A 14457-nucleotide genomic window follows, 5' to 3' on the forward strand; every position below is an offset into this window, starting at 1 on the left:
TAATAATAGTACATTTGTGCAAAATATTTTTTGATGGAAAAGTTAATTTCATATCCACTTTCTATTTTATATTATGCACTATTCTTGTTTTGGTTAGTGCTTTTTCATCCCATTCAATGGATTTGTTATAATGTGTTTGGCTATAATGCCCACAGAATTAGTGTTTTTGTATTAAATTGGTTCTTAGTAAGAAATACTCATATTTTAGGAACAACCTATTCTTTCAAAGGAAGAGAAAAATTGCCTAAAAATGTTCCTTTAATCATTATTGCAAACCATCAAAGTTTATATGATATTCCGGCAATAATTTGGTTCATGAGAGATTGGCATCCAAAATTTATCAGCAAAAAAGAATTAGGAAAAGGTATTCCAAGTGTGTCTTATAATTTAAGAAAAGGTGGTTCTGCCCTAATTGATAGAAAAGATCCAAAACAAGCTTTAGGTGAAATTAAAAAATGTGGTGAATTCATCAATAAAAATAATTATTCGGTTACGATTTTTCCAGAAGGAACAAGAAGTAAAACAGGAACACCTAAACCTTTTTCAGTCAATGGGTTAAAAATGCTTTACAAATTTGCTCCAGATGCTTACTTTGTGCCAATTACTATTAATAATTCATGGAAAATGACTAAATTTGGACAATTCCCTCTAGGTTTAGGAAATAGAATAAATTTCCAAATTCATGAACCATTAAAAATATCCGATTATTCTTTTGAAGAAATTTTCGAAAAAACAGAAAAAACAATAGTTAACGCTATTAAAATATAAATTTATGTCTATAAAAAATGTTAGATTAGAAGTGATGCAATTTTTGGAAAAAAGAATTGACAGCTTTGTTGAAGACTACTTAATTCCAGTTGAAACAATTTGGCAACCAACTGATTTATTACCTGATTCTCAAAACGAAAATTTCTATGAAGAAGTTAGAGAGTTAAGAGAAATAGCTAAAGATTTACCTTATGATTTTTGGGTAACTTTAGTAGGTGATACAATTACTGAAGAAGCTTTACCAACTTATGAATCTTGGTTGATGGAAGTAGAAGGTGTTGATAATGAAGGAAGAAACGGATGGAGTCAATGGGTAAGACAATGGACCGCTGAAGAAAATCGTCATGGAGATGTTTTGAACAAATATCTTTATTTATCTGGAAGGGTAAACATGAGAGAAATTGAAATGACAACCCAACATTTAATTGCTGATGGTTTTGATATCGGAACAGGAACAGACCCTTATAAGAACTTTGTTTACACCAGTTTTCAGGAATTAGCTACTTATGTTTCGCACAACCGTGTGGCTCAAATGGCCAAAAAATATGGTGATAATAAATTAGCGAAAATGTGTCGTTTAATTGCTGGTGACGAAATGCGTCATCATCATGCATATAGTGAGTTTGTAAATCAAATTTTTAAAGTGGATCCAAGCGAAATGATGTTGGCTTTCCAACACATGATGAAACATAAAATAACAATGCCAGCCGGATTTTTAAGAGAAAGTGGTCAAAAAATAAGTTCTGCTTTTGAAAATTTTTCAGATTCTGCTCAGCGAATAGGAGTTTATACTTCTGCTGATTATATTGATATTATGCAAAAGTTAATCGATAAATGGGAAATTGATAAAGTTACTAATTTAACCGATGAAGCTGAAAAAGCTAGAGATTTTCTTATGAAATTACCAGCTCGAATGACTAGAGTTTCTGAAAGACTTATTATTCCTGAGGAAAGTCATGTTTTCAAATGGGTTCAGCCAGCTTCGATTAAATAATATAAAAATTCAAAATATAAAATATAAAAATTCCAAACTTCAAAAGAGTTTGGGATTTTTTTAAATATACACACCATGAGTATTATCGATAAAACTATTCTATTTGTGAAAGAACAACTTCAAAATGCCGAAGGTGGTCATGATTGGTTTCATGTTGAACGAGTTTATAAAAATGCTGTTTTAATTGCACAAAATGAAACTTGTAATCTTGAAGTTGTAAAATTGGGTGCTCTTTTGCATGATATTGCTGATAGTAAATTTCATGACGGTGATGAAACTCTTGGTCCAAAAGTAGCGAGAAAATTCCTAGAAAGCGAAAAAGTAAATGAAGAAACAGTAATTCACGTACTCAATATCATCGAAAATATTTCTTTTAAAGGAGGAAATTTTGATAAAAATTTCAATTCAAAAGAACTAGATATTGTACAAGATGCCGACAGACTTGATGCATTAGGTGCAATTGGTATTGCTAGGACTTTTAATTATGGTGGATTCAAAAATAGAGCTATTTATAATCCAAATATTGCTCCCAACCTTAATATGAGTAAAGATGAATATAAAAATAGTGAAGCCCCAACTTTAAATCATTTTTACGAAAAATTATTACTGTTAAAAGACAAAATGAACACAATTTCTGGAAAAAAAATTGCACAAGAAAGACATGTTTTTATGGAAAAATTCTTGTCGCAATTTTATACCGAATGGGATGGTGAATTATAAATTTTATTTTAATTCATTTTAACTTATATTTGATAAAAACATAAAATGAGGAATCTATCCCTATTATTTCTTATTATTTTTAATTACAGTTTTTCACAAACTTATACTCCATTATTAGATCAAACTAATCAATGGCATTTTACAAGTTGTAATTTTGGTTGCATTACAGATGTTTATTATACAGATGGTGATACGTTAGTAAATGGTGTTTCTCACAAAATATTAGATGGATTTCATTATATATCTAGAACATTCTTACTAAAAGAGGATGTAGTTGCCAAAAAAGTATATTTAACAAAAATTAATACCAACTCTATTTCAGAATATTTGTTATATGACTTTTCACTTAATGAAGGAGACACTTTTAATATGGTAAATCCGATTAGTCCTTTTCCTCAAAATGGTGGTTCTTTTATATTGGATTCTATTCGGATGAAACCATTATTGAATAATGTGAATTACAAACACTTTTATTTTTCACCAACAGCAACTAATACAATTAGTAGTGCAAATGTGGTTTGGGTTGAAGGTATGGGCTCAAAATCGTTAATAAATGCTCCAGCTGGAGAAGTAAACATAAATGGAGCTGGACAATTGAGTTGTTTTTTTAAAAATTCCAATTTGGTTTACTCACAATTAGATTCTATAAGTGCTTGTAATTTTGTACTTAAAAAAGAAACATTTAATAATGTTGAAATTAAACTCTTTAAAAAAGATTTTAAAAATCAATTTATACTTTCAAATTCATCTAGTATTAATAAAATTGAACTCTACAGTTTAAAAGGTGATAAATTGAATTTAATAATTGACAAAAATGATAATTCTATTATTTTCTCTTTAGAAAACTATCCAAAAGGTCTTTATTTTATTACTGCTTTCGATGATTTTAATAGAAAAAAGACATTTAAAATACTTGTAGAATAGTATCATAATAAAAAAAGCGATATCGTGAAATATCGCTTTTTTATTCATTCTGTATTTATTTTCCCGGAAATACTGGTTTTCGCTTTTCTAAAAAAGCAGTTGTTCCTTCCTTAAAATCTTCTGTTCCAAAGCAAGCTCCAAAATTCTTAATTTCCGATTCAAAACCATTTACACCATCTTCATAATTTGCATTTATTGATTCAATGGCTTTTGCAATAGCTACCGATGAATTTCTTACAATTTTTGAAGCAATTCCTTTTGTAAATTCTAAAAGTTCTGTTTGAGATACAACATGATTTACTAAACCATAATTTTTTGCTGTTTCAGCATCAATCATTGCGGCTGTCATAATCATTTCCATAGCTCTACCTTTTCCAACTAACTGAGGTAAACGTTGTGTTCCTCCATAACCTGGAATTACTCCTAAAGTTACTTCTGGCAATCCCATTTTTGCATTGTCTGAAGCTACTCTAAAATGGCAAGCCATAGCTAATTCTAATCCACCACCAAGAGCAAATCCATTTACAGCAGCAATAACTGGTGTTGTAAGATTTTGAACGTAATCAAATAACAATTCTTGACCTTTTGCTGCTAATAAACCTCCATTTTCAACAGAGAAATTGGCAAATTCAGAAATATCTGCACCAGCTACAAACGCTTTTTCACCACTTCCTGTAACAATAATAACTTTTACAGCTTTATCTTCACTTAAAGATTTAAAGCCATCATGTAATTCTTGAATAGTGGCTTTGTTTAAGGCATTTAATTTTTCAGGTCTATTGATGGTTACAATTGCAATACTGTCTTGTTTTTCTATTAAAATGTTTTCCATTTTTATATGTGATTTTAATTATTTAGTTGATTTATTAATTTGTTATTGGAAATGAAACAAAAAAGGTAGTTCCATTATTTTCTTCACTTTCAAAAGTAATAGTTCCGTTATAATTTTCAATGATATTTTTGATAATTGCTAAACCTAAACCCATTCCACTTGATTTTGTAGTAAATTTTGGTTCAAATATTCTAGCTTTATTTTCTTCAGAAATCCCTTTTCCATTATCTTTAACGGTTATTTTTACATTTTCATTTTCTCTAAAAACACTTACTTGTACTTGTTTATTTTCTTGCTCATCTGGAATTGATTGAATAGCATTCTTAACCAAATTAGTGATAACTCTAATCAACTGAGTTCTATCTAAACGAGCAATAATTTCTTTTTCAATGCTTGAAAATTGTATGAAGTTTTCATTAAAAATTTCTAATGATAATTCTACAATTTTAACCACATTTAAGGTTTCGTTTTGTTGAGCAGGCATAGACGCAAAATTAGAAAAAGCATTAGCAACAGAACTCATTGTGTCAATTTGTTGAATTAATGTTTTGGAATAATCATCTAGTTTTTTCTTTACATCAGGATCATTTTCGTTAAAACGCATTTGAAAACTTTGAACGGTTAATCGCATTGGAGTCAATGGATTTTTAATTTCATGGGCTACTTGTTTAGCCATTTCTCTCCAAGCTTGTTCTCTTTCGCTATGAGCTAATTTTGTAGCACTATCTTCTAATTTGTCTACCATGCTATTGTAAGCCTGAACTAATAAATTGATTTCTTTGCTTCCTTCTTCTAAAACAATACGTTCGTTTAATTGATTCAATTCCGTTTCTTTGATTTTATCACTAATGACTTTTAAAGATTTGGTAATATAACTCGATAAAAAATAAGACAAAGTAATCGCAATTAAAAACATAAATGCATAAACTTGTCCAAATCGAATCAGAAAATTTTTCAACTCATTGTCATAAAATTCAGTGTCTTCTTCATAAGGCAAATTTAATATAGCCAATGGTTTAAACTTATTGTCTTTTACATAAGTATACGAATATCGCATCTTCAAACTATCAATTGTTTTGAATTCCACATATCTTTTATCGATAGTAGACTCTAGAATTTTTAGGGTTGAAGGGTTTATTTTTGGGAGTTCTTTATCTTGTTTAAAAATAGCTTTTGATGACAATAGTAAATTTCCATCTAAATCATAAAAATTCAATTCCATGCTATGAACATCTGATATTTCACCAATTTTTTCTTTTAAAATTAATGGAATATTCTGAGTTGATAAAGGATAAGTTGTGTTTTGAAGGACATAGTTTATATGTTCAACAATAGCATTTTCTTTTCGTTCTAACCGATCTTGATGATACTCTCTGGCTTCTTTTTTAAATTGGTATATGGAAACTGCAGCAATCAATATAGAGGCAATCAACGTTAAAAAAATCATGGAAAGAAAGATTCTTAAACGTAATGAAAGGTGTTTTATATAGAAAATTCTATCCATATTTTGATAAAGCTTTTTAACTCTTATTTCTTTCTCTAATTCTTTTATACATTTTAAATCCAAGCATAATTAAAATTGAAAAAACAAAAATTCCAATGACACCAAAAATCCAATTTATTGCACTTTTTAAGATTACTAAAAAAACCACTGCAAATAAAATTATGGTTGCTCCTTCATTCCAAATTCTATAAAAGTTGGAAGTATGTTTTACCTCATTATTTTGCAATTGCTTGAATATTTGATGGCATTTTGCATGATAAACATACAACAACAAAACAAATGCCAACTTTACATGCATCCAAGATTGAGACAACCAACCTGGACTCAAATACAACAAATAAAACGCAAACAAACTTGCTAAAACTGCACTTGGCCAAGTGATTATGTACCAAAGTCTATACTGCATCAATTGATATTGTTTAATTAAAATATCTTGCTCGGGTTGTGGTTTCTGCTTAGCTTCAGCATGATAAACAAATAAACGAACAATATAGAAAAGTCCGGCAAACCAAGTGATTACGAAGATTAAATGCAACGCTTTTATGTAATTATATTCCATCGTATGCGTGTGTTAATTTGCGTTTCATCTCTCTTTTCAAAAAGAAAGCTGTAACAATTGTAGATAAAATATCAGCAATTGGAAATGAAATCCATACACCAAAAATACCATAATAATTTGGTAAAATTAAAATTAACGGAATTAGAAAAAATCCTTGTTTGGTTAATGTTAGTAATAGTGCTGGTATAGCTTTTCCCGCTGCTTGAAAATAAGCTGCTCCAATTAACTGAATAGCAATAATTGGTGAAGCTGCAAAAACCATTCTTAAAGCATTTGGAGTTTCTTTAATAATATCTGAATCAGTAGAAAAAACAGCAACTATGGGTTCTGCAAAAACTAAAATAACTAAAAATATAAGGGTTGCCAAAAATCCTGCCCATTTTATGGATGTTGAAATGCTTTCACTTACTCTAACAAATTTTTTTGCTCCATAATTGTATCCTGCAACAGGCAAAAAACCTTGTGTCACACCTAAAATTGGAAACAAAGCAAACATTAACATTCGACTAATAATTCCATAAACAGCAACCGAATGTTCTCCTCCATAAACAAAAAGAGTATGATTTAAAATTATTGATAATATAGCCACAACTCCTTGACGAGCAAAGGTCACAAACCCTAAAGAAGTAATTTCAGAAACGATTTTAAAATCTAATAGATAATGTTTTAGATGTAAACGTAATTCACTTTTAAAAATAAAAAACCATAAAATAAAAGCAAAACACATAAAATAAGAAATTGAGGTTGCCAAAGCAGCTCCAAACATTCCCCAATTTAAAAGTTTTATAAAAACAATATCTAAAATTATATTACTAAAAGCCGGAATAATCATGGCTATCATAGCAAATTTGGGCTTTCCTTCTGCTCTGATAACCGTATTTCCCATCATACAAAGTGCTAAAAAAGGCACTCCATATAAAACAGGAATAAAAAACTCTTTAGCCGGTTCCATAATGGCTCCATTGGCTCCAAAAAGTAATAATACTTCATCAGAGTAAAGTAAACCTCCTACAACAGAAATTAAAGCCAAACCAAGTGTCATCAAAATTTGATTGCCAAATGTATGCAATGCTTTTTCTCTATTATTTGCTCCTAAAGCCCTAGAAATAATAGAGCTTCCTCCAATCCCTAAGGCCATTCCTAATGAAGAAATTAGAAACGTAATAGGTAAAACTACGGAAACTGCTGCAATAGCCAAAGAACCAATCCATTGTCCTACAAAAATAGTATCAATTAAGATATTGACAGACATAAACAATATACCTATTGAAGCGGGAACCGATTGTTTTATCAGTAATTGTTTAATACTTAAAGTACCTAATTCTGTTGAAGAAACTGCCATTAAACTTTTTGCTCTTGGTTTTGAAAAGCCCATTGATCTACCCAACGACTTAATGTTTTTGCCCAATCATCATCATCATTTAAACATGGAATAGCTAAAAATTCCTCACCACCATGTGCCTTAAATTCGTGATTAGCTTCCATAGCAATTTCTTCTAAAGTTTCTAAACAATCAGATACAAAAGCTGGTGTTACAACGGCTAATTTTTTAATACCTTTTTCTGGCATTTTGTTTATTTCTATATCTGTGTAAGGTTCTAACCATTTATCTCCTGCTAAACGAGATTGGAATGTTTGACTGTATTTTCCTTCTTCAATTCCTAAAAACTCAACCACTTGTTTTGTTGTTTCATAACATTGATGACGGTAGCAAAATTCATGTGCTGGAGAAGGAGTATTACAACAACTTCCATCTATCTTACAATGACTTTTGGTTATATCTGTTTTACGAATGTGACGTTCTGGAATTCCGTGATATGAAAATAATAAATGATCATACTCAAACCCTTCTAAATGCTTTTTGATAGAATTTGATAAATCTCTGATGTAATCTTTTTGATTGTAAAAAGCAGGAATTATTGTAAAACTCATATGAGGAAATTTCTCCTTACGAAGCTTTTCAGCTAAAACTAAAATAGTCTGTGTAGATGCCATTGCATATTGAGGATACAAAGGAAATAATAAAACTTCAGTGATTCCTTGATCACTTAATTTTTGTAATCCACTTTCTATACTTGGATTTCCATATCTCATTGCTAATTCAACAGGAACACTTACTTGTTTTTGAATTTTTTCTTGTAATCTTTTTGATAAAACTATTAACGGTGAACCTTCATCCCACCAAATTTTTTTATAAGCTTCTGCTGATTTCTCTGGACGTTTTCTTAATATAATTCCTCTTACCAATAATGCCCTCAATAAAAATGGTACGTCAATAACATATTTATCCATTAAAAATTCATCTAAATAAGGCTTTACGTCTTTTGGTGTTGGGCTTTCCGGTGAGCCTAAATTCACTAATAATACTCCTTTTTTCATTATATATTGTTGCAATTTTTATACATTTAAATTTAAACTCATCAGATATTTTTTGGGTGTTGTTCCAAACTTCTTTTTAAAAGCCGCTATAAAATGACTTGATGTGCTATAACCAATTTTTAATCCCACTTCATTTACATTATATGAACCACTATCTAATAAATGACGTGAATATTCCATTTTATAATCAAATAAAAAACTATAAACACTATCACCATATATTTGTTTGAACCCAACTTTTAACTTTTTAATATTCAAACCAACTTGGTCTGCTAATTCTTGTAAACCAGGTGGCTCAGCCATATTAGCGATTACAATTTCTTTGGCTTTTTTTATTTTTAAAACATTTTCTTCATCAATTAAAAACGGACATTGTTCTGCGTTTGGATCTTCATTTCTATTAAAATACAAACTCAGTAATTCATAACCTTTTCCTTTTAAATACAGGTTTTTAATAGACGTATTTTGGTTATAATGAAATATTTGATTTAACACAATTGCCATTGATGGACTAATATCTTCTTCCCCATAATATTTTTTATCTAAATTTTCTTCACTTAAAAATGGAATATATTCCGCTTCATCTGAGAATAAAGTATGGAATTTTTTAATAGATATTAAAGCTGAAATGATCCAAGATTTTGGGGCAACTTCTAAATGTAAAGGCAATTCTTTTTGAGGATTGTATAATAAAAGAGATTTCTCTTCTTTTAAATCCAATGCATAACTTCCATTATTGAAAATAAACTTCCCTTTTCCTTTGACATTAAAATGAAATTGAATCAATCCCGTTTTAACCTGTTTTTCAAAACGTTGCGTTTCATTTGTATCATTTTGAAAACGCAATAAAATAAAATCGGGTTCAATTTTAATTTCTTCAGCAGTACTCATAGCGATATTTTTTTTAAATTTAATCCCCGTATTTTGTGTTGTTTTATTTAGAACGGTTCTAAACAAAAAATTATCCAAACGTTGATTTTACTACAAATTTAAACGTTTTTTATCTTTTAAAAACAATTTTAACGAAAAAATCTGCAATCGACACAAAAAGTACTTTTAGCGTTACTTTTATAAACTTCATAAAAGTACATTTGTAACACTTTAAGGTAAAGTAAATTTTATGGATACTTTTACAATAGGAAAACATCTTTCTTTTTATGCCATTGGGTTAAGCTATAAAAAAGCTGATGCCGAAATGAGAGGTAAATTTAGTTTAGATGAAAATGCCAAAACCAACTTATTACTTCAAGCAAAAGATGATGGGATAGAAAGTTTGTTAGTTACTTCAACTTGTAACAGAACAGAAATCTATGGTTTTGCAGAACACCCTTTTCAATTAATTAAGTTGCTTTGTGAAAATAGTCAAGGAACTGTTGAAGATTTTCAAAAAGTAGCTTATGTTTATAAAAACAAAGAAGCACTAAATCATATGTTTCGTGTTGGAACTGGTTTAGACAGTCAAATATTAGGTGATTTTGAAATCATCTCACAAATTAAACAAAGTTTTAACGAAAGTAAGAGTTTAGGTTTAGCCAATTCATATATTGAAAGATTGGTAAATGCGGTAATACAAGCTAGTAAAAAAGTAAAAAATGAAACCGAAATAAGCTCTGGTGCTACTTCTGTTTCTTTTGCTTCTGTTCAATACATCATGAATAATGTTCCTGATATTGGAAACAAAAACATTTTGCTTTTTGGAACTGGAAAAATAGGAAGAAATACTTGTGAAAACTTAGTAAAACATACTAAAAACGAACATATAGTTCTTATCAATAGAACCAAAGAAACTGCTGAAAAAGTTGCTGGAAAATTCAATTTAATCGTTAAAGATTATGCTGATTTACAGTTAGAAATTCAAAAAACTGACGTTTTAGTTGTTGCAACTGGTGCATTAAACCCAACGGTTGATGCTGAAATTTTAAAATTAAAAAAACCATTGCTAATTTTAGATTTATCTATTCCTAAAAACGTAAATGATAACGTTAAAACTAATGAACATGTTACTTTAGTTCATTTAGATCATTTATCACAAGTTACTGATGAAACGATTGAAAAACGAAAAGAGCATATTCCTGCAGCAGAATTAATTATTGAAGAAGTGATGAATGAATTCTTAACTTGGTCGAAAACCAGAAAATTTGCTCCAACAATTCACTCTTTAAAAGAAAAGTTAGGAACTATTAAGCAAGCAGAATTAAATTACCAAAGAAAGAAACTACAAAACTTCAACGAAGAACAAGCTGAAATTATCAGCAATAGAATTATTCAAAAAATCACCAATCATTTTGCCAATCATCTAAAAAGTGAAGACACTGTTGTTGATGAAAGTATTGAATGGATTAACAAAATTTTCCAAATTGAAGCTGTCGAAAAATAACAAAATGTCTAAAAAAGTCATTAAAATAGGAACACGTGATAGCGAATTAGCTCTTTGGCAAGCACATACGGTTCAAAAAAAACTTCATGATTTAGGCTACAAAACCGAAATTATTGCTGTAAAATCCACAGGTGATATAATTCTTGATAAACCATTATACGAATTAGGAATCACGGGAATTTTTACCAAAACTCTTGATATTGCAATGCTAAAAGGTGAAGTTGATATTGCCGTTCATTCCATGAAAGATGTTCCAACTGCCTTGCCTATTGGGATTATTCAAGCAGCAGTTTTAGAAAGAGCCAATACTTTAGATATCTTAATTCACAAAGGAAATCTTGATTTTTTAAATTCTGATGGAATTATTGCTTCAGGAAGTTTGAGAAGAAAAGCACAGTGGTTAAATAAATACCCAACTCATAAAGTAGAAGATTTACGTGGTAATGTAAATACCCGAATGCAAAAACTAAAAGACAATAACTGGAACGGTGCTATTTTTGCCGCAGCTGGTCTAGAAAGAATCAATTTAAAACCAGATACTTTTATAAACTTAGATTGGATGATTCCTGCTCCTGCTCAAGGTGCAATGGTTGTTGTTGCTATGGAAAATGATAATTTTACAAGAGAAGCTTTAGCTAAATTAAACCATACAGAATCTGAAATTTGCACTTATATAGAAAGACAATTTCTTCGCACTTTAGAAGGTGGTTGTACAGCTCCAATTGGTGCTTTGGCAGTAAAAAAAGATAATCTAATCGAATTTCAAGGTGTTTTATTTTCATTAGATGGAAAAGAAAAGTATTCCATTGAAAAAAGTTGTAATTTTGATTCTTATTTAAACTTTGGTCAAGAATGTGCCAAAGAAATTTTAGAACAAGGAGGAAGACCTTTAATGGATAGACTTCGAACTGAATTAAAAGTGAAATAACACTCCCAAATGGAAAAAGAATCATTACTCAATTACCTTTACCGATTTTTTGACATCATTGTTTTGCTGTTTATCGTGTTTGATTTTGGGTATGATTTCAATGAAAATTATAATTCCCCACATGTTGTTGGGTTGATTGTTTTGACTTTTCTATTGCTAGGTTTCAATATTTTTAAATTTATCCGTTATAAATTTAAAAGCAATAAAAAGGTTGCTCTAGTAAATATTGTAATACTTAGTGTCCTATTATTTGGTTCATTTGTAATTTCATTACTACACTTAGATTTTAGCACACACTATATTCTCCAAAAAGTTAAACCTATTTTAGAAGGGGGACTGATAATATATTTCTTAATTCGATTATTAGTTTTAGTACGTCATATCTATGATATTTATTTCAACCCTGCAATTGTTTTTGTAGGAAGTTTTATGATTTTAGGATTAACTGGTGCTTTTTTATTAATGTTGCCAAGTGCTACAACAAATGGAATAACTTTTACTAATGCCATTTTTACTGCAATTAGTGCTGTTTGTGTTACAGGTTTAACTGTCGTTGATACTGCTAAAGATTTTACCTTAATAGGTCAATCCATAATTTTAGTTTTAATACAATTAGGTGGAATAGGTATTTTGACTTTTACTTCTTTCTTTGCTTTCTTTTTTAGAGGAAGTTCGTCATTTAAAGAAGGGTTAAACACAAAGGATTTTATTGCTCAAGAAGGATTAAAAGATGTATTTAGAGCTGCGTTAAATGTTGTGATTTTTACGATCAGTGTAGAATTAATTGGAGCCGTTTTTATATATTTTTCAATTTTAGATAATAGTTCGATTGGTAATAAATTCTTCTTTTCTATTTTTCATTCTATTTCTGCATTTTGTAATGCTGGTTTTTCAATTTTCTCTGCAGGTTTATTTGATGAAAGCTTACGTTTTGATTACATTTTACAATGGATAATTATGACATTAGTAATTTTTGGTGGTCTTGGTCATAATATTGTTTTCAATTTTTATCAGTATCTGAAAACGTATGTTTTAGAATTTTTTGACAAAAAGAGAATTCATAAACAAGTTAGAGTCATAACATTAAATACAAGATTAGTTATCTACACTACTTTATTATTATTAATATCTGGTTTTGTATTTTTATACATTTCAGAGTATAATAACACCTTATTAATGCATGAAACCACTTTTGGAAAAGTTACAAATGCTGCATTTAATTCTGTAACACCAAGAACTGCTGGTTTTAACACTGTAGATTTTACCCAATTTACTGTTCCCTCATTATTATTTATGATATTTTTAATGTGGATTGGAGCTTCACCTGCATCAACTGGTGGTGGAATAAAAACTAGTACCTTTGCATTAGCAACCTTAAATATTTTTGCTGTTGCTATGGGAAAGACCAGAATTCAAATTTTAGGCAGAAGAATTACAACTGAATCTACTTCTCGTGCTTTTGCTATTTTGTGTATTTCCTTGATTGTTATTGGAATCTCTATAATGGCTTTGTTGATATTTGAACCAAAAGACACTCCTGTTTTAACGGTTGTTTTTGAGTGCTTTTCTGCTTATAGTACAGTTGGATTAAGTTTGAATTTCACACCTACATTAACAGAACCAAGTAAATATGTAATTATTGCAACTATGTTTATTGGTAGAATTGGGATGCTCAATTTAATGGTGGGATTACTTCGTCAATTGAATCATCAATTTTATGAGTATCCAAAAGAAAATATATTGATAAATTAATACTATACAAAATGAAAGTAATTGTATTTGGATTAGGAAATTTCGGAATGTCATTGTCGTTATCATTAACGGAAACTGGCAACGAAGTTATTGGAATTGATAAAAACATGGAAAAGATAAATCTTTTAAAAGATAAAATTTCTCATGTAATTTGTATGGATTCAACAAATGAATTAGCTTATGATGCTGTGCCTTTAAAGGATGCTGATAAAGTTGTGGTTGCCATTGGTGAAAATGAAGGTGCTGCTATTATTACAACAGCTATTATAAAAAAACTTTCTGATGTAAAAATTATTTCGCGTGCTTTATCTCCAATTCACGATACGGTTTTGGAAGCTATGGGAATTCATAGTATTGTTCATCCAGAACAAGATTCTGCTGATAGATTAACTAAGCAAATTAATTTCAGAACTACTTTAGAAAACTATCAATTGGATAACAATTATACCATTTCTGAAGTTAAATCTCGACCTGAATTTCACGGAAAAACATTGGCTGAATTAAATGACATTGATAAATATCATTTAACATTGATAACAATTATTAGAAAAAGAGAAAAAAAGAATTTAATAGGTAAAAAAACTATTGTAAAAGAAACTATTGGTCGTCCAACTCCAGAAACAGTATTAAAAGAGTGTGATATTCTAGTGGTTTATGGAAACAATAAAGACATTTCATATTATTGTGAAGGACAAGAAGAAAGCGAAATAAAACTATAGA

The 14457-nt window shown here is 29.5% G+C and carries 14 protein-coding genes; 8 read left to right on the forward strand and 6 right to left on the reverse strand.

What is annotated here, in order from left to right; translation table 11 throughout:
* Positions 1-33: 33 nt before the first annotated feature.
* The 4 genes from AABJ49_RS02970 (at position 34) to AABJ49_RS02985 (ending at position 3406) form a co-directional block, all read left to right on the forward strand.
* Positions 34-768, forward strand: a complete 735-nt coding sequence (locus AABJ49_RS02970; RefSeq protein WP_338376008.1) for a lysophospholipid acyltransferase family protein — start codon at positions 34-36, stop codon at positions 766-768.
* 4 nt (positions 769-772) lie between these two features.
* Complete coding sequence (locus AABJ49_RS02975; RefSeq protein ID WP_338376010.1) at positions 773-1762, forward strand: acyl-ACP desaturase; 990 nt, start codon at positions 773-775, stop codon at positions 1760-1762.
* A gap of 66 nt (positions 1763-1828) precedes the next feature.
* Positions 1829-2482, forward strand: a complete 654-nt coding sequence (locus AABJ49_RS02980; RefSeq protein WP_338376183.1) for an HD domain-containing protein — start codon at positions 1829-1831, stop codon at positions 2480-2482.
* Positions 2483-2527: 45 nt separating this feature from the next.
* The gene (locus AABJ49_RS02985; RefSeq protein ID WP_338376012.1) at positions 2528-3406 is read left to right on the forward strand and encodes a T9SS type A sorting domain-containing protein; all 879 of its coding nucleotides are present in this window, start codon (positions 2528-2530) and stop codon (positions 3404-3406) included.
* 55 nt (positions 3407-3461) lie between these two features.
* Here AABJ49_RS02985 and AABJ49_RS02990 read toward each other — a convergent pair whose 3' ends face one another.
* From AABJ49_RS02990 to AABJ49_RS03015, 6 genes are read right to left on the reverse strand one after another with little or no spacing between them, the layout of a single operon-like run.
* Positions 3462-4244 (reverse strand): enoyl-CoA hydratase-related protein, encoded by a 783-nt coding sequence (locus AABJ49_RS02990; RefSeq protein WP_338376184.1) that lies wholly within the window; start codon positions 4242-4244, stop codon positions 3462-3464.
* 28 nt (positions 4245-4272) lie between these two features.
* On the reverse strand, positions 4273-5742 hold the full coding sequence (locus AABJ49_RS02995; RefSeq protein WP_338376014.1) for an ATP-binding protein: 1470 nt from the start codon (positions 5740-5742) through the stop codon (positions 4273-4275).
* Between the two features lie 16 nt (positions 5743-5758).
* Complete coding sequence (locus tag AABJ49_RS03000) at positions 5759-6301, reverse strand: CopD family protein (RefSeq protein WP_338376015.1); 543 nt, start codon at positions 6299-6301, stop codon at positions 5759-5761.
* A complete protein-coding gene (locus tag AABJ49_RS03005; RefSeq protein WP_338376185.1) occupies positions 6291-7643 on the reverse strand; it encodes an MATE family efflux transporter in 1353 nt (450 codons plus the stop codon). Before AABJ49_RS03005 ends, AABJ49_RS03000 begins: the two co-directional genes overlap by 11 nt.
* Complete coding sequence (hemH, locus tag AABJ49_RS03010) at positions 7643-8680, reverse strand: ferrochelatase (RefSeq protein ID WP_338376017.1); 1038 nt, start codon at positions 8678-8680, stop codon at positions 7643-7645. Before hemH ends, AABJ49_RS03005 begins: the two co-directional genes overlap by 1 nt.
* Before the next feature lie 18 nt (positions 8681-8698).
* Positions 8699-9571 carry an AraC family transcriptional regulator gene (locus tag AABJ49_RS03015; protein ID WP_338376018.1) on the reverse strand — a complete coding sequence of 291 codons (873 nt, stop codon included), beginning with the start codon at positions 9569-9571 and terminating at the stop codon, positions 8699-8701.
* A 229-nt stretch (positions 9572-9800) separates the two neighbouring features.
* On the opposite strand from AABJ49_RS03015, the gene hemA reads away from it, so the two are divergent.
* The 4 genes from hemA to AABJ49_RS03035 are packed head-to-tail and all read left to right on the forward strand — an operon-like array spanning position 9801 to position 14456.
* Complete coding sequence (gene hemA, locus AABJ49_RS03020) at positions 9801-11057, forward strand: glutamyl-tRNA reductase (protein ID WP_338376020.1); 1257 nt, start codon at positions 9801-9803, stop codon at positions 11055-11057.
* Between the two features lie 4 nt (positions 11058-11061).
* Positions 11062-11985, forward strand: coding sequence for a hydroxymethylbilane synthase (gene hemC, locus AABJ49_RS03025; RefSeq protein WP_338376022.1), 924 nt, complete (start codon positions 11062-11064; stop codon positions 11983-11985).
* Positions 11986-11994: 9 nt separating this feature from the next.
* Entirely contained in the window at positions 11995-13737 is a 1743-nt protein-coding gene (locus tag AABJ49_RS03030) for a potassium transporter TrkG (RefSeq protein ID WP_338376024.1), read from the forward strand.
* A gap of 11 nt (positions 13738-13748) precedes the next feature.
* Positions 13749-14456, forward strand: a complete 708-nt coding sequence (locus AABJ49_RS03035) for a TrkA family potassium uptake protein (RefSeq protein ID WP_338376026.1) — start codon at positions 13749-13751, stop codon at positions 14454-14456.
* Position 14457: the final 1 nt, after the last annotated feature.

Origin of the sequence: uncultured Flavobacterium sp. (assembly GCF_963922255.1) — a bacterium.
In the GTDB taxonomy this organism is placed as follows: domain Bacteria; phylum Bacteroidota; class Bacteroidia; order Flavobacteriales; family Flavobacteriaceae; genus Flavobacterium.